The sequence below is a fragment of the Sphingomonas sp. AC411 genome, from assembly GCF_979253035.1.
Genome location: NZ_CEEDAQ010000001.1, coordinates 3,023,758 through 3,045,197 on the forward strand (window position 1 = coordinate 3,023,758; position 21,440 = coordinate 3,045,197).

General features: G+C 66.3%; 16 protein-coding genes, 1 tRNA gene and 3 pseudogenes. 9 read left to right on the top strand and 11 right to left on the bottom strand.

From position 1 onward, the window contains the following. Positions 1-17 precede the first annotated feature (17 nt). From AC0IX7_RS15565 to AC0IX7_RS15580, 4 genes are read left to right on the top strand one after another with little or no spacing between them, the layout of a single operon-like run. Complete coding sequence (locus AC0IX7_RS15565; protein WP_471812720.1) at positions 18-1,523, top strand: hypothetical protein; 1,506 nt, start codon at positions 18-20, stop codon at positions 1,521-1,523. Continuing rightward, positions 1,430-2,107 (top strand): hypothetical protein, encoded by a 678-nt coding sequence (locus tag AC0IX7_RS15570; RefSeq protein WP_471812722.1) that lies wholly within the window; start codon positions 1,430-1,432, stop codon positions 2,105-2,107. Before AC0IX7_RS15565 ends, AC0IX7_RS15570 begins: the two co-directional genes overlap by 94 nt. Continuing rightward, positions 2,104-2,970 carry a hypothetical protein gene (locus AC0IX7_RS15575; protein ID WP_471812724.1) on the top strand — a complete coding sequence of 289 codons (867 nt, stop codon included), beginning with the start codon at positions 2,104-2,106 and terminating at the stop codon, positions 2,968-2,970. Before AC0IX7_RS15570 ends, AC0IX7_RS15575 begins: the two co-directional genes overlap by 4 nt. An 18-nt stretch (positions 2,971-2,988) precedes the next feature. Then, positions 2,989-3,234: a hypothetical protein gene (locus AC0IX7_RS15580; protein ID WP_471812725.1), complete on the top strand. Its 246-nt coding sequence runs from the start codon at positions 2,989-2,991 to the stop codon at positions 3,232-3,234. A 315-nt stretch (positions 3,235-3,549) separates the two neighbouring features. Here AC0IX7_RS15580 and AC0IX7_RS15585 read toward each other — a convergent pair whose 3' ends face one another. The 3 genes and pseudogenes from AC0IX7_RS15585 to AC0IX7_RS15595 all read right to left on the bottom strand — a co-directional run bounded on the left by AC0IX7_RS15585 (position 3,550) and on the right by AC0IX7_RS15595 (position 8,213). Then, a complete protein-coding gene (locus AC0IX7_RS15585; RefSeq protein ID WP_471812727.1) occupies positions 3,550-4,179 on the bottom strand; it encodes a LolA family protein in 630 nt (209 codons plus the stop codon). Positions 4,180-4,248: 69 nt separating this feature from the next. Continuing rightward, the gene (locus AC0IX7_RS15590; protein WP_471812728.1) at positions 4,249-5,292 is read right to left on the bottom strand and encodes a carbohydrate porin; all 1,044 of its coding nucleotides are present in this window, start codon (positions 5,290-5,292) and stop codon (positions 4,249-4,251) included. Between the two features lie 610 nt (positions 5,293-5,902). Continuing rightward, a pseudogene (locus AC0IX7_RS15595) lies at positions 5,903-8,213 on the bottom strand (DNA translocase FtsK). 143 nt (positions 8,214-8,356) lie between these two features. On the opposite strand from AC0IX7_RS15595, the gene AC0IX7_RS15600 reads away from it, so the two are divergent. Together AC0IX7_RS15600 and bluB are read left to right on the top strand one after the other, a co-directional pair. Then, positions 8,357-9,571 (top strand): UbiH/UbiF/VisC/COQ6 family ubiquinone biosynthesis hydroxylase, encoded by a 1,215-nt coding sequence (locus AC0IX7_RS15600; RefSeq protein ID WP_471812730.1) that lies wholly within the window; start codon positions 8,357-8,359, stop codon positions 9,569-9,571. Between the two features lie 321 nt (positions 9,572-9,892). Further along, on the top strand, positions 9,893-10,516 hold the full coding sequence (gene bluB / locus AC0IX7_RS15605) for a 5,6-dimethylbenzimidazole synthase (RefSeq protein ID WP_471812732.1): 624 nt from the start codon (positions 9,893-9,895) through the stop codon (positions 10,514-10,516). Here the strand turns inward: bluB and AC0IX7_RS15610 are convergent. The 7 genes and pseudogenes from AC0IX7_RS15610 to AC0IX7_RS15640 form a co-directional block, all read right to left on the bottom strand. Next, positions 10,503-11,147 (bottom strand): DUF2238 domain-containing protein, encoded by a 645-nt coding sequence (locus AC0IX7_RS15610; protein ID WP_471812733.1) that lies wholly within the window; start codon positions 11,145-11,147, stop codon positions 10,503-10,505. The two genes, bluB and AC0IX7_RS15610, sit on opposite strands and share 14 nt — an antisense overlap. Continuing rightward, entirely contained in the window at positions 11,147-11,335 is a 189-nt protein-coding gene (locus tag AC0IX7_RS15615) for a Trm112 family protein (RefSeq protein ID WP_248524293.1), read from the bottom strand. Before AC0IX7_RS15615 ends, AC0IX7_RS15610 begins: the two co-directional genes overlap by 1 nt. Continuing rightward, positions 11,332-11,934, bottom strand: coding sequence for an LON peptidase substrate-binding domain-containing protein (locus AC0IX7_RS15620; protein WP_471813907.1), 603 nt, complete (start codon positions 11,932-11,934; stop codon positions 11,332-11,334). The genes AC0IX7_RS15615 and AC0IX7_RS15620 overlap by 4 nt, the downstream gene beginning before the upstream one ends. Positions 11,935-11,967: 33 nt before the next feature. Continuing rightward, a complete protein-coding gene (locus AC0IX7_RS15625; protein WP_471813908.1) occupies positions 11,968-12,864 on the bottom strand; it encodes a tetratricopeptide repeat protein in 897 nt (298 codons plus the stop codon). A 357-nt stretch (positions 12,865-13,221) separates the two neighbouring features. Further along, positions 13,222-16,737, bottom strand: a pseudogene (locus tag AC0IX7_RS15630) (error-prone DNA polymerase). After that, positions 16,734-18,202 (bottom strand): annotated as a pseudogene (locus AC0IX7_RS15635) (Y-family DNA polymerase). The pseudogenes AC0IX7_RS15630 and AC0IX7_RS15635 overlap by 4 nt, the downstream one beginning before the upstream one ends. Then, positions 18,171-18,968 (bottom strand): ImuA family protein, encoded by a 798-nt coding sequence (locus AC0IX7_RS15640; protein ID WP_471812735.1) that lies wholly within the window; start codon positions 18,966-18,968, stop codon positions 18,171-18,173. The pseudogene AC0IX7_RS15635 and the gene AC0IX7_RS15640 overlap by 32 nt, the downstream one beginning before the upstream one ends. A 123-nt stretch (positions 18,969-19,091) precedes the next feature. On the opposite strand from AC0IX7_RS15640, the gene AC0IX7_RS15645 reads away from it, so the two are divergent. The 3 genes from AC0IX7_RS15645 (at position 19,092) to AC0IX7_RS15655 (ending at position 19,638) form a co-directional block, all read left to right on the top strand. Further along, positions 19,092-19,265: a hypothetical protein gene (locus AC0IX7_RS15645; RefSeq protein WP_471812736.1), complete on the top strand. Its 174-nt coding sequence runs from the start codon at positions 19,092-19,094 to the stop codon at positions 19,263-19,265. Positions 19,266-19,379: 114 nt separating this feature from the next. Next, the gene (locus tag AC0IX7_RS15650; RefSeq protein ID WP_471812737.1) at positions 19,380-19,508 is read left to right on the top strand and encodes a hypothetical protein; all 129 of its coding nucleotides are present in this window, start codon (positions 19,380-19,382) and stop codon (positions 19,506-19,508) included. 55 nt (positions 19,509-19,563) lie between these two features. Next, positions 19,564-19,638: transfer RNA gene (locus AC0IX7_RS15655), tRNA-Gly, on the top strand. A 214-nt stretch (positions 19,639-19,852) separates the two neighbouring features. Here AC0IX7_RS15655 and AC0IX7_RS15660 read toward each other — a convergent pair. Continuing rightward, entirely contained in the window at positions 19,853-21,367 is a 1,515-nt protein-coding gene (locus AC0IX7_RS15660; protein ID WP_471812738.1) for a DUF389 domain-containing protein, read from the bottom strand. Positions 21,368-21,440 lie beyond the last annotated feature (73 nt).

Consider the following 21,440-nt stretch of genomic DNA (forward strand, 5'->3'; position numbering starts at 1 on the left):
ACCGGCTCCAGGCGCGGGTGCTCGCCGCCGACGGCAGCGTCGTGAAGACGCTCGATCGGGTCGTGTATTACTCGGGCGCGGGCGTCCGCGCGGTGTTCGACGCGGCGAGCAGCCGGCTGGTCGCCGATGGCCTGACCCGTCCGCTGATCGCGGTGCGCGTGACCGACAAGACCGGCCGTCCGGTCCGCGCCGGCACGCTCGTGCCGTTCAAGGTCGACCAGCCCTATGCCGCCGCGGTCGAGGCCGAGCTCGAACAGGGTCGCCAGCTCGCCGGTCGCGAACGCTCGTCCACCACCGCGCAGGTGGTCGGCGACGACGGGCTCGCCTTCATCGCGCTCCAGCCGACCACGCAGGCCGGTGCGGTCCGCGTCGCCGTCTCGCTGACCGAGGACAAGATCGTCCACGCCAACGAGATCCGCGCCTGGCTCGCGGCGTCCGCCAAGGACTGGGTCGTGGTCGGCTTCGGCGCGGGCTCGCTCGGCTACGACATGCTCAGCAAGCGCCAATCGGGGCTGCCCAAGTCCGAGCGCAACAGCGTCGTCACCGACGGTCAGCTCGCCTTTTACGCGAAGGGTCGCGTCAAGGGCTCGTGGCTGGCGACCATCGCCTATGACAGCGACCGCAAATACGATCCCGACCGCGGTCTGCTCGGGACGATCGATCCCGATCGCTATTACACCGTCTATGGCGACGGCGCGCGCCAGGGCTATGACGCGGCGACCCGGCGGAAGCTGTATCTGCGGCTCGAGCGTCGCGAATTCTACGCGCTGTTCGGCGATTTCGAGACCGGCTTCACCGACACCCAGCTGACCCGCTACAACCGCACGCTCAACGGCATCAAGACCGCCTACGAAGGCAAGCAAATCCGCGCCACCGGGTTCGCCGCGCATACCGACACGCTGTATTCGCGCGACGAAATCCAGGGCAACGGGCTGAGCGGTCCGTACCGGCTGTCGGGGCGCAACATCGTGCCGAACAGCGACAAGCTGCGGCTGGAAACGCGCGATCGGTTCCGGTCCGAGCTGATCATCGCGACCACCCAGCTGACGCGGCACATCGATTACGACATCGACACGTCGATGGGCACGGTGCGCTTCCGCCAGCCGATCCTGAGCCGCGACAGCAACCTGAACCCCAATTTCATCGTCGCCGATTACGAGGTCGCGAGCGGCCGATCCGCCAAGCTGGCCGCCGCCGCACGCGTCGCGACCAAGCTGGCGAACGGCCGGGTCGAGGTCGGGGCCGCGGTCATCCGCGACGAAACGGTCGGCAAGGCCAGCGTCGTCGGCGCGGATATCAAGGCACGCGTGAACGCCACCACCGAACTGCGCGGCGAGATCGCCAAGGGTGGCCGCGGCGGGCTGGGGAGGGGCTCGCCTATCTGGCCGAGGCCGATCACCACGGGAAGAAGCTCGATCTGCTCGCCTATGTGCGCCAGCAGGATACCGCGTTCGGGGTCGGTCAGCAGAATTTGGTCGAGGCGGGCACGCGCAAGTTGGGGCTCGATGGCCGGCTGCGGTTGACCGACCGGATCAGCGTGACGGGGGTGGTGTGGCATCAACAGCAGCTCGACAACCCCGGCACGCGCACCGCGGGCGACGTCCGGCTCGAGTATCGACGCGATACCGGCACGATCTTCGTCGGCGGGCAATATGCATCCGATCGTGGTATCGACGGCAAGGACCGCGACAGCCGCCTGTTGACGCTCGGTGGGACGCAGGCGCTGTTCGGCGACAAGGTGACACTGTCGGGCCAGACGCAGTTCGCACCCGGCGGCGACAGCGACAGCGTCGACTTCCCGGTCCGCCACCAGATCCAGCTGTCGTACCGGATCAAGCCCGGCATCCGGCTGATCGGCGGGTACGAGATCGCCAATGGCGACGGCTATGTCGCGCATACCAAGCAGTTCGGCGTCGACGTCGCGCCCTGGACCGGCGCCAAGCTGATGAGCACGCTCAACCAACAGGCGATCGGGGAGAATGGCGAAAGGACTTATGCGCAATATGGCCTCAGCCAGTCGGTCCCGATCGGCAAGAACTGGACCATCGACGGTACGCTCGACGCCAGCAGCACGCTGAAGGGGAGATTCCCGAGGGCGCGGTGGTGAACGCGTTCCAGCCGGTCACCTCGGGCGGCTATGTCGGGCAGGACCAGATCAACGGCGATTACGCCGCAGCCACGCTCGGCGCGACCTATCGCCAAGCCCTGTGGTCGGTGAACGGACGGCTCGAATATCGCAATGCCGACAGCGGCGATCGCTGGGGGATCACCACCAACTTCCTGCGCACGCTCGGGCAGGGCAAGACGCTCGCGTCGGGCATCAAGGCGTACACGATCAAGGACCGGAGCGGCGCGGTCGCGACCTATGCCACTGCCGACGTCGCGCTCGCCTTCCGCCCGCTCGACAGCCGGTGGTCGGTGCTCGAACGGCTCGAACTGCGGCACGAGAGCGCGGATGCGGGGTTCACCGATTCCAACGCGCTGGGCGTGCCCGCTTATGGCAGCGGCGATCAGGTGACGTCGCGGATCATCAACAACCTCGCCGTGAACTATCGCACCGGCCCCGAAGGGCTCGGGCACGGGACCGAGGCAACGCTGTATTACGGCGCGAAATACGTCGCCGGACGGTTCGCCGACGACACCTATGATGGCTATATCGACGTCACCGGTTTCGAACTGCGTCAGGATGTCGGCACGCGGTTCGATATCGGCATGAGCGGATCGGTCCAGCATGCCTGGTCGCGCGGCGCCTGGTCGTGGAGCGGCGGGCCGTCGGTCGGCGTGTCCCCTGCGCAGAATACGTGGATCAGCGCGGGCTACAACATGTCCGGCTACCGCGACCGCGATTTCGAAGACGACCGCTACACGCGGCAGGGGCCGTACGTCACGATGCGGCTGAAGTTCGACCAGACCACGCTCGGTCCTGCTGTGGGTGGCGCGACGCGCGCGCTGTTCGGCGGACAGCGATAATCACAGGGAGAGAGACACATGCCGATGCCGACCCAGCCCACCCCCATGCCGCTGCCGCGCGACTTTACCGATCACGGTTCGTGCGTCGAGGATCTTGCGCGGGCATTCGCGGCGCAGGACGCGGCGACCAGCGAGGCGTTGATCGAGACGCTGGCGACCCAGGCGATCCGGCAATGGCGACTGGACGACGCGACGTTCTGGCAGCGGGTGAAGTTCCAGGCCCGAATGATCCGCGCGCAGATGGGGTCGTCGGGCAAATACTGACGGGCATCGGTGACGCAAGGGACGTGATGGCCTCCCACCGGAAGGGCGGGAGATGACACGGCGGGTGCCGGCCGAACGCGCGTGCTGGTCCGCTGCGAATGAGCGAGTCCTGCGGATTGCTTTCGGTTGTCGCTCAAACGAGAATGACCCTCGCTCCGGGGGCATGGAGCGAGGGCCGACTCAGCGTTCGTCACGCAGGCAGACTGTGGGGAAACCATCCGGGCAACAGGGGGAAAAATCCCGAATGCCCCACATCCGCGAGCCACTCTCTAGGGGCCGCAACCTGTCGCTTGCATGAATGACGCGAAAGTTATGTTACTTTCTTCCACCCGCCCGCCGCGGATCGTTCCAGCGGAAGGTGTTGTCGCTGACCGCCTCGCCGAACTTCTGGTTGGTGAGGCGGATGGTCGTCCGGTTGTTCTGGCTGTCGAGCGCGACCCAGCCCTGCAGCATCAGCCCGCCCGGTGCGGATGCGTTGCGGACGAACACCAGCGTGATCCGGCCATATTCGGGATGCTTGGGATCGTTAGCCTCGACCGACACGATCCGCTGGTCATAGCCGGGGACGAGCTTGGCATAGCGCGTGATGTCGCGGGTCGGATCGAGCAGCACGCCCAGCGGCGAATTCTTGATCGGCCAGCGCTGCACCTGCTTCACCGAATAATCGATGAAGGTCAGCGCGCCGCCCTCCGCGACGATCAGGATCGGCACGCCCTTTTCGTACTGGAAGCGCAGCTTGCCGGGCTTCTTCAGCGTCAGCACGCCGGTCAGCACCTTGCCGTTGCGATCGGCCTGCGAGAAATTCGCGGTCATCGTCTCGACCGATTGCAGATGCTTCTGCACGGCCGCGAGGTCGCCAGTGGCCTGTGCGGCGATCGGCGCGGGTACGGCAGCGACCGATAGGGCGGCGATCGTCGCGATCACCGCGGGGCGGGTATTGAACATCGAAATCTCCTTGGAACGCGGACAATTGCCGCCCCGCGCTTGAACCGCCACTGAATTCGACGAGTTCCGTTACAGGGTAATCGCCGCCTTCATCCCGAGCACGCCGACGTCGTTGGCGTCATGCACGCCGCCCGGGTTGTGGATGAACTGCACGTTCGGACGGAGTTCGAGCCACCGCGTCGGATGGACGCTGTAGTAGATCTCCGACGCGTATTCCGCACCTTGCACGGCAGGACGCGTCGGATCGAGTTCCTGCCCTTTCGCGACGCGCCCGTTCACGTTGGTCCGCGCGACGCCGAAGCCGAGGATGTCGCCCGGCCGCCACGGCACCAGCCCCTTGTAGAACAGCCCCGCCGCGACCTGGTTGTCGGTCGTGGAGGTCGCGCGATCGGCCTGCGTCGCGTTGAGGAACACGCTGAGCCCGGTGACGGACTTGCCGTCCTTCGACGTGCCGGTGATCTGTTGCTGGAGGTTGAAATACACGCCGTAGCGGGCGCTGCGTCGCAGCGGCGCGAGCCCGGTGATCGCGATCGGCTGGCGGTTCACGTCGTAGAACACGTCGTCACCGTTCGACGTGTTGACCCAGCCGCCGACCTTGTAGGCGCCAACGCGGCCGTCATCGTCGCCGCGACGCCATTCGGCCTCGACGGGGATCAGCGCGCCGGTCGCGCCGTGGAACCGGCCGATCACGAAGTCCTTTTCGAGGTTGCGCGGGTTCACTTCGTAGGCGGCGGTCTTCAGCGTGAGGTGGTCGTTGACGTCGTAGCGCAGCCGCGCGCCCCATTGGCCGACCGGCCAATTATACCAGTAATCGCCGACCAGATTGCCGGGCTGTGCGCCGCAGAAGCTGAGGTTCTGGAAATAGCAGGAGAAGACCGCGAAATCCTCGCCGGGATTGGTGCGGCCGATCTTCAGTTCGAGCTTTTCGCCGAGTTTCTGCTCATACCAGAATTGCGTGAGGCGGACGGTCTGGCCGCGGCCGTACACTTCCTGCACCTGTTGCAGCACGCCGAGATTGGCGTCGGCGCCGAGGTCGCGACCGCGGCGGTAGGTGACGGTCGCCTGGAACGCGCCGCCCCGGAGCCCGACGACCTTGTCCAAATCGAGCAACACGCCGACGTCGAACTGACCGGTCTCGCGCAGCAGCTTCCGGTCGCCGCCGGAGAAATTATAGCCGCTCTCCGAGGCATAACGGGCGCTGAGCCCGACGCCGCGATCGGCGAGGCGTTTGCGGATGTCGAACCAGTCCGCGAACAGGCCGGGGGCGGGGTGCGCTGCGTATCAGCGGTCAGCGCGGACGGGGAGAGATCGCTGTCGCGGCGGACGCCCGCGCGGGGGCGGTGCTGGGTGTCGGTGGTGCTGCTGCCGGGGGTTTGCTTGGCGGTGTCGCCCTGTTGAGTCGCCGGGCGCTGGGTATCCGCACGCGGGGCGTTCTGGTCGATGTCATCGTCGGGTGCCGCATGTGCCGACATCGGAACCATCGCCAATGCCGCTGCCAAGCCCCACAGGTATTTCATACATGTTCCACTCTTTGCGCAGCAGCGTCGATCTTGCGAACGCGTGCCGCGTATCTGTCAGTAGGCTTATCTCCCCTCCCTGGAAGGGATGGGACGGGGATGGGTCGGCTTCCGCATCGAGAACCGTTGCGACTCGAGCTGACCTACCCACCCCAGCCCCTCCCTTTCAGGGAGGGAGCAGGCAGCGCGCGCTCGCTGGCTCAACTCTAGATCGCATGCCCCTCGGTATCGCGGAGCACTTCGCGGCGGCCGACGTGATCGGGGCGGCCGACGATGCCGTCCTTTTCCATCCGCTCGATCAAGCGCGCGGCCGAATTGTAGCCGATCCGCAACTGGCGCTGGAGCCACGAGGTCGAGGCTTTCTGCGACTCGCACACCAACTGGATCGCCTGGCGGTATTGCTGGTCCTCCGCCGAATCCTCACCCGTCGGCGAGCCCTCCAGCGCGAAGCTCTCCTCGGGCTCCTCGGTCACCGACGAGATGTAATCAGGCAGCCCCTGCGAGCGCCAGTGATCCGCAACCAGCCGCACCTCGTCATCGGTCACGAACGGGCCGTGGACGCGGACGATGCCCTTGCCGCCGGGCATATAGAGCATGTCGCCCTTGCCCAGCAGCTGCTCGGCGCCCTGCTCGCCCAGGATGGTCCGCGAGATCGATCTTCGACGTGACGTGGAAGCTGATCCGCGTCGGCAGGTTCGCCTTGATGACGCCGGTGATGACGTCGACCGACGGCCGCTGCGTCGCCATGATCAGGTGGATGCCCGCCGCGCGTGCCTTCTGCGCAAGCCGCTGGATGAGGAATTCGACCTCCTTGCCCGCGGTCATCATCAGGTCGGCGAGCTCGTCGACGATCACCACGATCTGCGGCAGCACGTCGTATTCGAGCTTCTCTTCCTCGTACATCGGCGCGCCGGTGTCCGGATGATAGCCGGTCTGCACCTTCCGACCCAAAGGCTGCCCCTTGGCCTTCGCGCCGCGCACCTTGTCGTTGAACCCGGCGAGGCTGCGCACACCCACGGAGGACATCTGGCGATAGCGATCCTCCATCGTCTCGACCGCCCATTTCAGCGCGCGGACGGCCTTGGCGGGGTCGGTGACGACCGGCGACAACAGATGCGGAATGTCGTCGTACATGCTCAGCTCGAGCATCTTGGGATCGATCATGATCATCCGGCACTGGTTCGGCGTCAGCTTGTACAGCAGCGACAGGATCATGCTGTTCAGGCCAACCGACTTGCCCGAGCCGGTCGTACCCGCGACCAGCAGATGCGGCATCGGTGCGAGATCGGCGATCACCGAATCGCCCGCGATGTTCTTGCCGAGGATGATCGGCAACTGCGCCGACTGATCCTCGAACGTCTGGCTGCCGACGAGCTCGTGCAACGACACCGCCTCGCGCCGCGCATTCGGCAGCTCGATACCGATCACGTTGCGCCCCGGGATCACCGCCACGCGCGCGGAAATCGCGGACATGTTGCGGGCGATATCGTCGGCCAGCGCGATCACGCGGCTCGCCTTGACGCCGGGGGCAGGCTCCAGCTCGTACATCGTCACGACCGGACCCGGCCGCACCTCGATGATCGACCCCGTCACCTTGAAATCATCGAGCACGTTCTCGAGCAGCCGCGCGTTGCGTTCCAGCCCCGCCTTGTCGATCACATTGCCCTGGCTGGGCGGCGACGGCGTCAGCAGGTCGAGACTCGGCAGCGTGAAATTGTCGCGCAGGTCGAGCGACGACTGCCGCTCCTTGGGTTTGGCCTGCGACGGCGCGCTCTGGCGGTCGGCGATAACAGGGGCCGGGCGCGGGTCCGGCTCGGCGATCGCGCGTGGTTCGACCGGTTTGCGCGTCAGCGTCAGCGGTTCGTCGTCCTCGTCGATCTCCGCAAAGCCGTCATAGCCGAGCGCCTCGGTGCGGTTGCGGCGGGGGAAGCGCCATTTGCGCTCGCCGAGATCGATCTCGATGCTCTTGCCCCACACGATCGCGCCCGCGATCGCCGCGATCAGCCCGACCGCGCGGCCGGACCACAGCTCGGCGACCGGCTGGCCGATGAAGCTCAGCCCCCAATGCACCGCGCTCGCGACCGACAGGCCGATCACGCCGCCCCAACCGGCAGGCAGCGCCAGCACCGAAGACCCGGACACGAACGCCAGTGCGGTCGCCATCAACGCGACGCCGATCGCGGCCCCGCGCAACATCCGCCCCCAGCGTCCCAGCGGCAGGTCGCGCCACAGCCGCATCCCCAGGATCGGCCCGATCGGCAGCAGCAAGGCGACCGCCGGCCCGAACAGGGTCAGCGCGATATCGGCGAACCAGGCGCCCGGCGGCCCGACCAGATTGTCCGGATACCCGCCCGATGCGGTGTTCAACGCCGCGTCGCTCGGGTGATAGCTCGCCAGCGCCAGCGCCATCAGCAGCGTGCCGACGAACAACGCGATCGCCGCGATCAGCGCGCCGCTCCGCACCGCACCCGCCTTCACCGTCTCACGCCACAAGGCTGGCTGCGCGCGGCTGGCCATGACCCGTAATCTCCAGTTGCAGTATTCTGCGGAAATGCATCGTCCTCGACAGGCGCAACGTCAAGGTAACCACGCGACAACACGGGTTAAGCTGCGTCCGGATCGGCGTTGGCAGCGACCGGCTGGCGGGATAAAGCAGCCTTATGGACACAGATGTAATCATCCTCGGTGGCGGGCTGGTCGGTGCGACGCTCGCCGTGGCGCTCGGCGTGCACGGCATCTCGACGATCGTGATCGACCCCGCAGACCCCGCGGTGACGCTGGCCCCCGGCTTCGACGGCCGCGCGTCGGCAGTGGCGAGCGCAAGCCACCGCATGCTCGATGCGATCGGCATCGGCGCGACGCTGGCGGGGCAGGGCTGTGCGATCCGCCAAATCCGCGTCAGCGATGGACTGGAGCCGGGCAAGCTCGATTTCGTCCCCGCCGCCGACGATGGCGCGCTCGGCACGATGTACGAGAACAAGCTGCTCCGCCGCACGCTGTTCGACGCCGCGACCGCCGCGCCGCATGTCGACCTCCGCATGAAGACGCGCGCGACCTCGGTCGACCGCGCCGAATCGGGCGTCACCGTCACGCTCGAGTCCGGCGATATTGTCCGCGCACCGCTGCTGATCGCCGCGGAGGGCCGCAACTCTCCGGCCCGCGAGGCTGCCGGCATCACGATCGCGCGCTGGTCGTACGAGCACACCGCGATCATTGCCGCATTCCACCACGAACGCCCGCACGAGGACGTGGCGTACGAGATCTTCTACGCGAGCGGCCCGTTCGCGCTGCTCCCGCTCCCCGACGACGCCGACGGCCACCGCTCGGCGATCGTCTGGACGGTCGACGCGAAGAACGCCCCCGGCATGCTCAAGCTCGGCGACCGCGCGTTCCTCGCCGAAGCGGAAAAGAGCATGGGCGGCTTCCTCGGCAAGCTGTCGATGGCAACGCCGCGCTCAAGCTACCCGCTCGGCTTCCACCACGCCGCGCGGATCACCGACACGCGGCTTGCGCTGGTCGGCGACGCCGGTCACGGCATCCACCCGATCGCCGGACAGGGCCTCAACCTCGGTTTCCGCGACGTCGCGACGCTCGTCGAAGTGCTGGTCGAGGGCAAGCGCCTCGGCCTGGACCTCGGCGACGCCGCGTTGCTCGCGCGCTACCAGCGCTGGCGCGGGCTCGACACGTTCATGACTGCCGCCGCCACCGACACGCTCACCCGCCTGTTCGGCCTCCCCGGCAAGACCGCCAGCGCCGTCCGCCGGTTCGGCATCAGCGCGGTCAACGCGATCCCGCCGCTCAAGGACCGATTCATGGCCGAGGCGCGGGGCGAGAGCGGCGACCTGCCGAAGCTGCTTCAGGGGATGACGGTTTAAGGCGGTTCGACATTCGCGATTGTCGTCACTCCGGAATGAGTCGAAGCTGACTCGCGCCAACAATTACGCCTCCCCGGCGGAGGCCGGGGTCCAGGTGGAAAGGCCGATATAACCAGGGACTGTCCGTCGTTACCTCCGCTCCCCACCTGGACCCCGGCCTTCGCCGGGGAGGTACTCGCGCAAAAGCATAAGTGCCGAAAACATCTGAGGTGCCGGAAGGTCGGCAAAATCTCGATCGAGACGAGCGAGAACGCAACGCCGAGCCGTGTTAGTGAAAGCGTGATGACCACCATGTCGGCCTCTGAACACCACACAGACCCCATGCCCGCATTCGAAACCTTCGAGCACCAACTCGCCGCGCTGATCCGCTGGCGCCGCGACGTCCGGCATTTCCGGCGCGATCCGATCGACCCCACGCTACTGTCCAAACTGCTCGATCTGGCGAACCTCGCGCCGTCGGTAGGCCTCAGCCAGCCATGGCGCTTCGTCACGGTCGACGATCCCGACCGTCGCGCCGAGGTCCGCGCAACATTCGCCGCCTGCAACGCGCAGGCACTCGCGGCGCAGTCCCCGACGCGCGCCGACCGGTACGCGCGGTTGAAGCTCGCGGGCCTCGACGACGCACCCTGCCATCTCGCGGTCTTCGTCGACCCCGACCCGCAACAGGGCCATGGCCTGGGACGACAGACGATGCCCGAAACCGCAGCCTATTCGGCGGTCATGGCGCTACACACCTTATGGCTGGCGGCGCGCTGCGTAGGCCTCGGGCTCGGCTGGGTCTCGATCCTCGATGCCGACCGTGTCCGTGTCGCGCTCGACGTGCCCGAAAACTGGCAATTGATCGGCTATGTCTGCATCGGCTATCCGGCGGTCGACAGCGACACGCCCGAACTGGAACGCGAAGGCTGGGAGCGCCGGCAACCAATCGAGGTCACCCGACGCTAGGTGAAATCATGCAGCGTTGAGCCTTGAGCCGTTCGATCTGCCGGTCGTGAACGCGCGACAATACGAGCAGCGCGAGCGATGCACCGACAAGGCACATCAGCATATCCCACTGCGTATCCCATGCGTCGCCTTGCGTTCCCAGGAAAGCATCCGCGCCCTGGCCCAGCGACACTGCGGCACCAAACTCGATCAATTCGTACAGCGCGCTGACGCTGAGACAATAGGCCAGCACGGTAATGGCCAATAGTCGCGGCGCGGTGATCGCCCCGGTCCGCACCAGAACTTCCCGCAACACGATCGCGGGCACGAAGCCCTGCATCAAATGGCCGAACCGATCATAAGGATTGCGCGTGAGATGCAGCATATCCTGGACCGCGAAACCGATTGGTACGCGGGCATAGGTGTATGCGCCGCCCAGCATAAGGACGAGGCCGTGGAGCGCAATCAAGACGAGTGCGAGGGTCGTGAACGAGAAGCTGCGTCGCAGCGCGATCAGTATCGGAAAGGCGATCAGGACGGGCGCGATCTCCATCCACCACGTCGCGCGGTCGAACGGCGCCCAGCCCGACGCGATGAGCCCGATGCCCCAAACCGCGCCGAGACCCCAGAGGCGGCGGTCGGTAGCTGGCATCAGTCGGATACGCGCCCATCGAGCTGCCGTGCTTCCTCCACCAGCATAACCGGGACGCCGTCTTTGATCGGATAGGCCAATCCTGCAGCGTCCGAGACGAGTTCCTGCGCTGCCTCGTCATAGCGCAGCGGCGTACGAGTCGCAGGGCAGACCAAGCGTTCGAGTAGCCACGGATCGAGCGTGCTCACTGTAGGGTCACCGATTCGTCGCCGTCATGCCGGCCGAAGAATTGCATCAACTGGATGATCAGTTCGGCGCGCTGTTCGATATCCGGTGCCTCCAGCAACGCCTGTTTGGCGGCCGCATCGAACGGCGCGATCTGCGCGATGCCGTTGACCAGGCTCTCGTCGTCGAGCCGCCCGACCGCATCCCAATCGACCGCATAGCCCTGCATGTCCGCGAACCGGCGCGATTCCAGTTCCAGCGACGATCTGCGCCCGAGCGACAGCGAATCGTCCTCGATCAACGGCAGCAACTCCGCCTCGACCTGACGGAACGCGGTCGTCACGTCCAACTCGCGGACGATCCGGAACAGCGCGACGCCCTCGAGCACGACGTTGTAGCGCCCGTCGTCGAGCGCCTCGACCTCGGCGATCTTGCCGACGCAACCGATGTCGTACAGCGCGTCGGCATCGTCATGCGGTCCGCCCCGCGGCTGGATCATCCCGATCCGCCGGTCGCGCGCCATCGCATCGCTGATCATCGCCCGATAGCGCGGCTCGAACATGTGCAGCGGCAGGTGCATGCCTGGGAACAACAGTGCCCCCGGCAGCGGGAAGATTGACAGACGCGTAGTAGCGCGCGGGGGCGGACTCGGTGGTCATCCGAACAGGATCGCAGACAGACGCCGCCGCTGTCCAGAGACCCATGGGTCTTCGAGCCCGACGACCTCGAACAATTTCAGCAACTGCGCGCGTGCCGCGCCGTCGTTCCAGTCGCGCTCGGTGGCGATGATGCCGAGGAACGTGTCGGCGGCGGCATCGCGGTCGTTCGCCGCCATCTGGCCGTTGGCGAGCGCGAACCGGGCGCCCAGGTCATCGGGATTGGCCTCGACCGCGGCGACCAGCAGCGACAGGTCGGCGACCGGCGGCGCCGACTGCGCGAGCGCGAGGGCGGACTGCGCGCGGGTGATCGCCGGATCCTTGGCGATCGCCGGATCGAGGTTCGCCAGCCAGTCGCTCGCCTCGTCGAACTGTCCGGTCGCGACCAGCGCGCGGACGAACCCTGCATGAACCGCGGCATGCTCGGGCGCGATCTCGGCGATCTCGCGGAAAATGCCGAGCGCGCGCTCGCCATCGCCCTCGGCCAGCGCCGCTTCGCCCACCGCGATCAATGGCTCGATATCGGGCGCCGCGTCCGTCGCGTCCGCCTCGATCGGCAGCTGCTTGAGCAACTGGTCGAGGATCACGCGCAGCTGTGATTCGGTGCGCGCGCTGGTCATATCGGCGACCAACTGGCCCTGGAACATCGCGTAGACGGTCGGGATCGACTTGATCTGGAATTGCGCGGCGATGAACTGGTTCTTGTCGGTATCGACCTTCGCCAGCACGACGCCCTTGTCGGCATAGTCGGCGGCGACCTTCTCCAGCGTCGGCGTCAGCGCCTTGCACGGCCCGCACCATTCGGCCCAGAAATCGATGATCACGAGCTTCGTCATCGACGGTTCGACGACATCGCGACGGAACGCCTCGACGGCATCCTTCTCCGCGGGGGACATTCCAAGCGTGGCCAAGTTCAACTCCCGTGTAATTCTAGCGCGCTATCTGGGGGCGCTTGCGGCGAATGCCACCTCTAGGATGGAACGCCCGGCACAACAAATGCGCGGTGGCGTCACACGGTGTTGATCGTCCGCGGCTCGAGCCGGGACCAAAGCCGTGAACGATGCCCTTGGTGGCCTTGGCAACTCACGATCGGCGGATCAGGCCAATCCTCCCCCGCCAGGGGAGGTGGCGCCGAAGGCGACGGAGGGGGCGGACACGGAACGCCAGCCATCGCTTTCCTCCCCTCCGTCTGGCAAGAGCCAGCAACCTCCCCCTTGCGGGGGAGGATCGCGGGGTCGAACGTCGATCCGCCCTCAATGAAAGTCTCGCGACTTGGGCAGCACGCGCACGTCCCGAGGATGCGTCGCGCGCGGATGATGCGCCCGGGCATCCGGGCTCCGCGTCAGCACCGGACGGATCACCTCGTCCACCCGCGCGAGCGGCGGCTCCAGTGCATGATCCTCCGACAACAGCCGCAGCATCTCGGTGCGGTCCTGCACCCGCGACGTCATCAGGTGCGTCACGCCTTCCTCGCTGCGCTGGATCACGCCCTCCAGCACTATCAGCCGCGACGCCATCACCGCGCGGCGGTTCGCCTCGAAATCGCGTGCCCACATCAGCCCGTTGGTGACCCCGGTCTCGTCCTCGATCGTCACGAAGATCGCATTGCCCTTGCCCGGCCGCTGGCGGACCAGCACGACCCCGCGACCTTCGCGCGCCGCCCGTCCTTGGTGGCGTTGGCCTGCGCGCTCGACAGGATTCCCTCGGCCGCGAAGCGTTCGCGCAGGAACGCCATCGGATGCCCCTTCAACGACAGTCGCGTCGTCTGGTAATCCGCCGCCACCTGCTCAGACAGCGGCATCGCCGGCAGATGCGCGTCGGGCTCCACACCAAGCTCGGGCACATCCGCGGCTGCAAATAACGCGAGTTGTTTGGGTGGCGTCCGACGCACATCCCACAAAGCCTCGCGCCGCTCCTTTGCGACCGATCGGAACGCATCCGCATCGGCCAGCAGGTTCATCGCCCGCTGTGGCAGGTTCGCCCGCCGCACGAGGTCCTCGATGCTAGCGAACGGCGTAGTCCGAACACGAACGATCTCGTCGGCCCAATCCTTCCGAAACCCATCGACCTGCCTGAACCCAAGCCGCAAATCCTCCCCGGCACGGGAGGGGACCATCCGCAGGATGGTGGAGGGGGCGCCGCAGACATCCCGCTTGGAAGGGTGGCAGGCGCAAACGCAACGTCTGGAACAGGAGCAGTTGCAAGCGATACGTTCGCGGAAGCCCCCTCCACCCCGCTTCGCGCGGTTCCCTTCCCCGTGCCGGGGAGGATTCGAGCGAATTATCCCAGCCGCTCGCATTCACATCGACCGGTAGTACGGTCACGCCGTGCTCGACCGCATCGCGCACCAGTTGCGCCGGCGCATAAAACCCCATGGGCTGCGAATTGAGCAGCGCGCAGCAGAACACCGCCGGATGAAAGCATTTGATCCACGACGACACATACACCAGCCGAGCGAAAGACAGCGCATGGCTCTCCGGGAAACCGTAGGATCCAAACCCCTCGATCTGCTTGAAACAGCGCTCCGCGAACTCCGCCTCATATCCGCGCGCGACCATGCCGCCGACTAGCTTGGCCTGGAAATTGTCCATTCCTCCGACCTTGCGGAACGTCGCCATCGATTTCCGCAACTGGTTCGCCTCGTTCGGCGTGAACCCCGCCGCGACGATCGCCAGTTTCATCGCCTGCTCCTGGAACAGCGGCACGCCGTAGGTGAAGCGGAGCAATTGCTGCAGCTCGTCGGGCGGCCCGAACTTTGGATCAGGCGAGGGGAATTCGACCTTTTCCTTGCCACTGCGACGCCGCAGATACGGATGCACCATATCGCCCTCGATCGGCCCCGGCCGCACGATCGCCACCTGCACGACCAGATCGTACAGCACGCGTGGTCGCAGCCGCGGCAGCATATTGATCTGTGCACGACTTTCGACCTGAAATACGCCGATGCTGTCGCCCTTGCAGAGCATATCATAAACTGCCGGATTTTCGTCGTTGGCGATCGTGTTCAGCAGATGGTCGCCGAGCTGGTGCTGGCGCATGAGGTCGAAGCTCTTGCGGATGCAGGTCAGCATGCCGAGCGCGAGAATGTCGACTTTCATGATCTTCAGTTCATCGATGTCGTCCTTGTCCCATTCGATGAACGTCCGGTCCTTCATCGCGCCATTATGGATCGGCACGGTCTCGTCGAGCCGCCCCTGCGTCAGAACGAACCCACCGACATGCTGCGACAGATGCCGGGGAAATTTCAGCAATCCGGCGACTATCGTCCGCAAACGCGCGATCTCGGGATTCTCGATATCGAACCCGGTCTCACGAAATCGGCGATCATCGAACGTGTCAGAGAAGCTGCCCCATACGGTACTCGTCAGCCGCTGCGTCACGTCGTCCGTCAGCCCCAGCGCCCTGCCGACTTCGCGCACCGTGCTGCGCGACCGATAATGGATGACGGTCGCGGCGATCGCAGCACGATGGCGCCCATAGCGACCATAGATATACTGCATGATCTCCTCCCGGCGCTCATGCTCGAAATCTATGTCGATATCGGGCGGCTCGTCGCGTTCACTCGATACGAACCGGGAGAAGAGCAGATCGTATTTCATCGGGTCGACCGACGTGACGCCGAGTAGCCAACACACCGCAGAATTGGCGGCGGACCCCCGACCCTGGCATAGGATCGGCGGATCGAGCGACCGCGCATAGCGAACGATGTCGTGCACGGTCAGGAAATAATGCGCGTATTTCCGCTCCCGGATCAGCGGCAGTTCTTCGGTCAGCAGGCGTATCAGCCGATCGGGAACGCCGTCGGGAAACTTCTCGCGCGCCGCGGACCAGCTGAGTTCCTCGAGCCAGTCCTGCGCCTCCCATCCGTCGGGAATTGGCTCGTGCGGATATTCGTAAGAGAGCTGGGTAAGATCGAAATCGATCCGTTCAAGCAGGCGCAGGCTCTCGGCCACCGCATCTGGGCGGTCTCCGAATAGCCGCGCCATTTCCCTGCCGGGTTTAAGATGCCGTTCCGCATTGGCGGCAATCAGCTTGCCAGCGTTCTGCACGGTGGTGCCCTCGCGGATGCAGGTGACGATGTCATGCAGCGGGCGGTCGTCGGGATCGGCATACAGCGCGTCGCACGTCGCCAGCAGCGGCACGCCCAGCGGATCGGCGATCCGCGCGAGCCTGCAGAGCCGCCTACGATCCCTACCGCCGCGCGGCATCGACACGCCAAGCCAAAGCCGGCCGTGCAGGTTCCGGGCGAGTATGGCCAGGGTCGATTTTAAAATCGGATTCTTTCGCGGCGGCGGCAACAGACCCGCCTTCAGTGGAGTCGAAGCGCGTGCGCTGGTTTCGGGCAACAGGATCAGCAGCAGACCATCGGCATGCCGCAGCAGATCGCCAAGGCCGAGAATGCATCCACCCTTTTCCGCGCGGAGATTGCCGACGGTCAGCAGCCGCGTCAGCCTGCCCCATCCGGCCCGCGTTTCGGGATAGGCCACAATGTCCTGTGTGCCGTCTGCGAAGACTAGACGGGCACCCACTACAAGCTTGAAATCAAGATCTGGAAGGCCGAGCAGATCAAGGTCGGCCAGCTTTTCGCGCAACGCCTTGTGCGCACGCACCACGCCAGCCACCGTGTTGCGATCGGCGATGCCGATTCCCGCATGCTCCAGCCTGATCGCCTCGCTGACCATATCCTCGGCATGGCTCGCACCGTCGAGGAACGAGTAATTGGTGGCCGCGACCAGTTCTGCGAATGTGGGGGCAGCCGGCGTGGTCACGCGAAGACGCCGTGGAGGTACCAGCGCGGCGTCTCCATCTCGGAATACAAGCCGTGGCGGAAGATCCAGAAGCGACGGCCGCGGCGGTCCTCGATGCGGTAGTAATCGCGCGTCGGGATATCCTGGCGCCGCCACCATTCGCCGGCGATCCGCTCGGGGCCTTCGCTATGCGCGACGTCGTGCACAGTGCGGCGCCAGCGGAAGCGGTGCGGCGGACCGTCGGGGACCTCGGCCATCATCGATTCGATCGGTTGTGGTGGGTCGAACAGGTAGATCGGACGGAGTGGCGGTTCGCCGGTCTCGGGCGCGGTCCACGGCGTCGGGGCAGGGCCTCGGCGGCGGGCAGCATCAGCTCGGCCTGTTCGGGGATGTGACTGTCGCGCGCCGAAAAGCGGCGCACACGCGTTCGACCCAGACGCGTGCCGAGTTGGTCTTCGAGTTGTACGACCTCTCCTTTCTGCGCCTCGCCGCCCTCCAGCTTGAGCTGCGACGCGTCGAGCTTTTCAGCTAACGCGACATCGAGCCTCACCAGATCATAGCCGAATCCCGGATCGAGCGGGTCGGCTAGGCTGTCGATCCGTTCGCGGAACAATCGCATCAATAACGCCACGTCGCGTGTCGGCTGACCGGTCTCTATCCGCAGTCGCTGGACGAGGCCGTCGGCGCGGAAGAGGCGTGCTTCCCAGCGGCGGCCACCTTCGTGACGGTTGGCAAGTTTAATGGCAGCTTCGGTCGCGAGTTCGGCGAGCATCTCCAGCACGTATTCGGTGCGCGCGATGGGTTCCGCGAAGCGGCGTTCGACACCGATCTTCGCCACCGTCCGCCGCGCGACGATCGGCCCCTTCACCGATCCGTCGAGCTGGCGGATCATCATCGCCGCCTCCTCGCCGAACCGCGCCGCGATCGTGGCAAGCGGGCGTGCCATCACGTCGCCGACCGTCTTCAGCCCCGCGCGCGACAAGGCGGTGGTCGCATCCTCGTCGAGGCCTAGCGCTGCTACCGGCAATCGCTTCACCGCCCGCTTTTCATCCGGCGCAGGTGCCCCAGCGAACCGCGCCAGCGCCCGCGCGGTATCGGGCGTGTCGCCGAACGCGTGGCGGACCAGCAGCCCGCGTCTCGCGAGGCGCTCCTCGAGATCGGCGGCAAGGCGGCGCTCGCCCTCGAACTCATGCACGCACCCGGCGATATCGAGGATCAGCCCATCGGGCTCGTCGAGCGCAACCGAGGGCGTGTAGCGCTGGCAGCCGTCCGCGAGCCGCTCGAGCCATTCGTGGTCGGCATGCGCGTCATGCTCGTAGACCTCGAGTTCGGGTACCTGTGCCCGCGCATCCGCCAGCGTCAGACCAGGCCGGAGACCTGCTCGCATTGCTTCACGGTCTAGCGCCTTGAGCCGGATCCCGCCCGACACCGTTTCCACGAACGCGATCGGCGTCTCAGCCCGTCCGACGAACAGATGCGGCCGCATCGTCCGCAGCCGCTCGATCGGCAGCCACGGGAATACCAGCGCCAGGTAGCGCCGGGGGATCACCAGAGGCGAAGGCGGTTTGCTCGAAGGCGGTTTGGTCGAAGATGTACGCGTCACGGTCCCACTCCACACGCCAGCGAAGCCCGGCCTGGCCTCCGCGTCGACGCAGCAATTCGATGTCGAAGGCAGGTTTGCCAGGTGCATCGGCCTCCAAGGGCCGGGAACGACACGCCGCCACCTGCCAGCGCGACGCCGCCGCGCTCGGCACGGGCTCGGCGCCGATACGCAGGCTGAGGATGGTCACGCCCGAGGCTTCGGCCGCCAGCATCAGCCGCCGCGTCGCGGTCAGGTCGATCTTTGGCGCACGGCCCCAGGATTCGATCAGCAACGTGCCAAGCCCGTGACACCGCGCGGCATCGGCGGCGGCGCGCAACAAGTCCGCCTCGTCCTCGACCACCGCCAGCACCAGCGACGTCACGTCGAGCCCCATCTCGACCAGACCGGTCGCATGCAGCCGCCCGCCCTGGCGCTCGCTCGCATCGGTCCGCAACCACATCACCGGCGCCGCGCGGGCCGCCAGAACCGAGGCCACCGCGAACCCTGCGCCACTCGCCGCATCGTCGACGGTCGCGAAAACCTCGTGCAACTGCGCCTTGGCCATCCCCTGCGTCAGCCACGCATCATCGGCGCGCCCATCACCCTGGGTTGGCATTCCCGTCGTGGCGATCCGCTTCAGGCGGGCAATCAAGGCGGACGACTCGTTCACAATTGTTCTTGTAATGTTCTACGAAGCGAGTCGCCAAGCGGAATCTTTTTCCGGTCGTCGAGTATCGACTATAAGGCGTACACGCTCACCGCGACGGCGTACTACACGTCGGGCTACAAGGCGGTGGCGTACGATCAGTTCGGCACCACCGAGTGCGACGGCGGCAGCACCTATGGTAGCACCGACCCCAACTTCAACTGCCACGTAAAGCACTTCGTCGACGTCGACCTGACCGGCAACGTCAAGGTCGACCTGTATTTCAACGTCGTCAACTGCTCGACCAGAAGGCGCCGCTGAACGCGGGCAACTATGCCGCGGTCAACTACAACCCGACCTACACGCAGATAGGTGCAGTGGGGCGGACGATGCGGATCGGCGCGAACTTCCAGTTCTGATCGCTTCGCCAGACGCGTGGCCAAGGAAGGGGCGGACGGCAACGTCCGCCCCTTTTTTGCGCCGCACACCGGGCCGACATTTTCCGGGGAGAAATTTCGCCCCAATATCGAAAAGGCGCTTGCCGTTCCCGAAACCCCGGGCTAACAGCGCGCCTCACCCAGTCACCGTGTCGCTTCAGACCGGAGACATAGGCGCCAGAGCGGGCGTAGCTCAGGGGTAGAGCACAACCTTGCCAAGGTTGGGGTCGAGGGTTCGAATCCCTTCGCCCGCTCCAGTTTTCTTACCGAAAACAGCTGTCGAGGCCGATGCGGCCTTTGCTACATCATCTAAATATTCGCGAATGACATCGCGTTCGAGCCGATCGACGTCGACGGTACCTATCAGGTTTCGCCTGTTCAGCATGACGCCGGCATCGCTGGGGCCGGACGCCTCCCTTGCGGCGATGGGTCTCCGGCGTATCGAGGCTCTGCCCATCAACGGAGCGCCGGCTATGGCGTCTGCGGTGACGAGCCGACGTCCGGTACCTCCGGGGCAGGAGCCCATTCCAGACGGAGGCGCCCGCCCGCGCTGCCGACCGCTGCCCTGCCGCCGCGCGCGGCGATGCTCTCGGCCACCGCGGTGCGCTGGCGCAACGTTCCGCCGCTCACGTCGAGCGTACGGGCGAGCCGGACGGACACCCATTCCGCCTGATCGAGGGCGGCATCGTCGATCACACCCGCCTTGATCGCGATATCCGGCAAGGCGACGTCGCCGGGCGGGGCGAGGGTCACATGCCAGTCGGGTACCGCGGCATCCGCGCGTCGCTCCAGGTCGCGATACCCCGCTATCCCCAGGCCCGGCAGCGGCGCCGCGGTGGCGCGTATCGTTCGCGCCTCGCCATCGACGGTCGTCGATGTGGCGGGGACACCCGCGATCAGCGCGACGTCGGCGATCGCCCGGTCGCGGGCTCGGGCGGCGAGCAAGGCGTCGCCATTGCCCGCGCGGGCGATCTGCGCTGCCTCGACTGCGCCGGTTTCGGGAGAAATCCGGACCTGGTCGATATGGACGTCGACCGGCCGGGCCAGCCGCCGGCGCAGGTCCGCGGCGAGCTTGCGGTCCGCATCGGGCTCGATCCGCGGCGTCAGCATCACCGCCCGCACCCGGACCGGCGTGACGCCGTGGTCGATCTCGACCTGGCTCAGCCGCGCGCCTGCCGGAAAGTCTTCGCCCAGCGCATCGCGGACCTGCCGCTGCGCGACTGCCTCGAAGGCGATCCTGCGCAGCCCGGCGCCGAGCGGGATCGACAGCACGCTGATCGCGACCGCGAACAGGACGAGCTGCAAGCCGGTATGGTGCGGCGACAAATGGCTGCCGAACCCATAGCAGCGCGCGACCAGCGCCGCGGTCAGCGCGATCGTGATCGCGTTGGTCAGGAACAGCAGCAACGCGCCGGAAAAGACGACCCAGTTCCAGGTCGCGATGCCGAAGCCGACCACCACCAGCGGCGGCATCAGGGCAATCGCGATCGCCACCCCGACCACTGTGCCGCCACGTCCGCGGATCAGCGCATAGCCGCCCGCGATCGCCGACAGCAATGCGACGAGCAGGTCGAACAGCGTGGGCTGCGTCCGCCCGGCGATCTCGCTGGTGATCGTCTGGACCGGCGACAACAGGATCAGCACCACAGACAGCGTGACCGCGATGACCGCCCCCAGCAAAAGCGCGGTCGCGGCGCGGCGTATCTCGTGGAAATCGAGCGTGGCGATGCCGAAACCGAGACCGATGATCGGCATCATCAGCGGCGACAGCAGCATCGCGCCGATCAGCACCGCGACCGAGGGCATGAGCAGGCCGAGCAGCGAGATCGCGGCGGAGATGACGATCAGGAAGGCGTACCGGCCCGACCACCCGGCCTCCTCGGCGATCTGCCGCAACACGCCGTCATGATCGACGCCCTGCGTCGCGCCGTGTCTGGCCTGCGCCAGCCAGGTTCGGGGCTGCGCGAGGACTCCCGTTGGTTTCACATCGATGGGAAGGGCTCCGTCATGGTGACCGTCTTGCAATAGCGCGATACGGAACCGTGCCGATCCGCGGCGA

Bases quoted from the DNA above. Each gene is read 5' to 3' on its own strand.
- AC0IX7_RS15580 (WP_471812725.1), top strand. From the start codon at position 2,989: ATGCCGATGCCGACCCAGCCCACCCCCATGCCGCTGCCGCGCGACTTT.
- AC0IX7_RS15585 (WP_471812727.1), bottom strand. From the start codon at position 4,179: ATGTTCAATACCCGCCCCGCGGTGATCGCGACGATCGCCGCCCTATCG.
- AC0IX7_RS15610 (WP_471812733.1), bottom strand. From the start codon at position 11,147: ATGCCAGCTACCGACCGCCGCCTCTGGGGTCTCGGCGCGGTTTGGGGC.
- AC0IX7_RS15625 (WP_471813908.1), bottom strand. From the start codon at position 12,864: ATGTCCCCCGCGGAGAAGGATGCCGTCGAGGCGTTCCGTCGCGATGTC.
- bluB (WP_471812732.1), top strand. From the start codon at position 9,893: ATGCCCGCATTCGAAACCTTCGAGCACCAACTCGCCGCGCTGATCCGC.
- AC0IX7_RS15600 (WP_471812730.1), top strand. From the start codon at position 8,357: ATGGACACAGATGTAATCATCCTCGGTGGCGGGCTGGTCGGTGCGACG.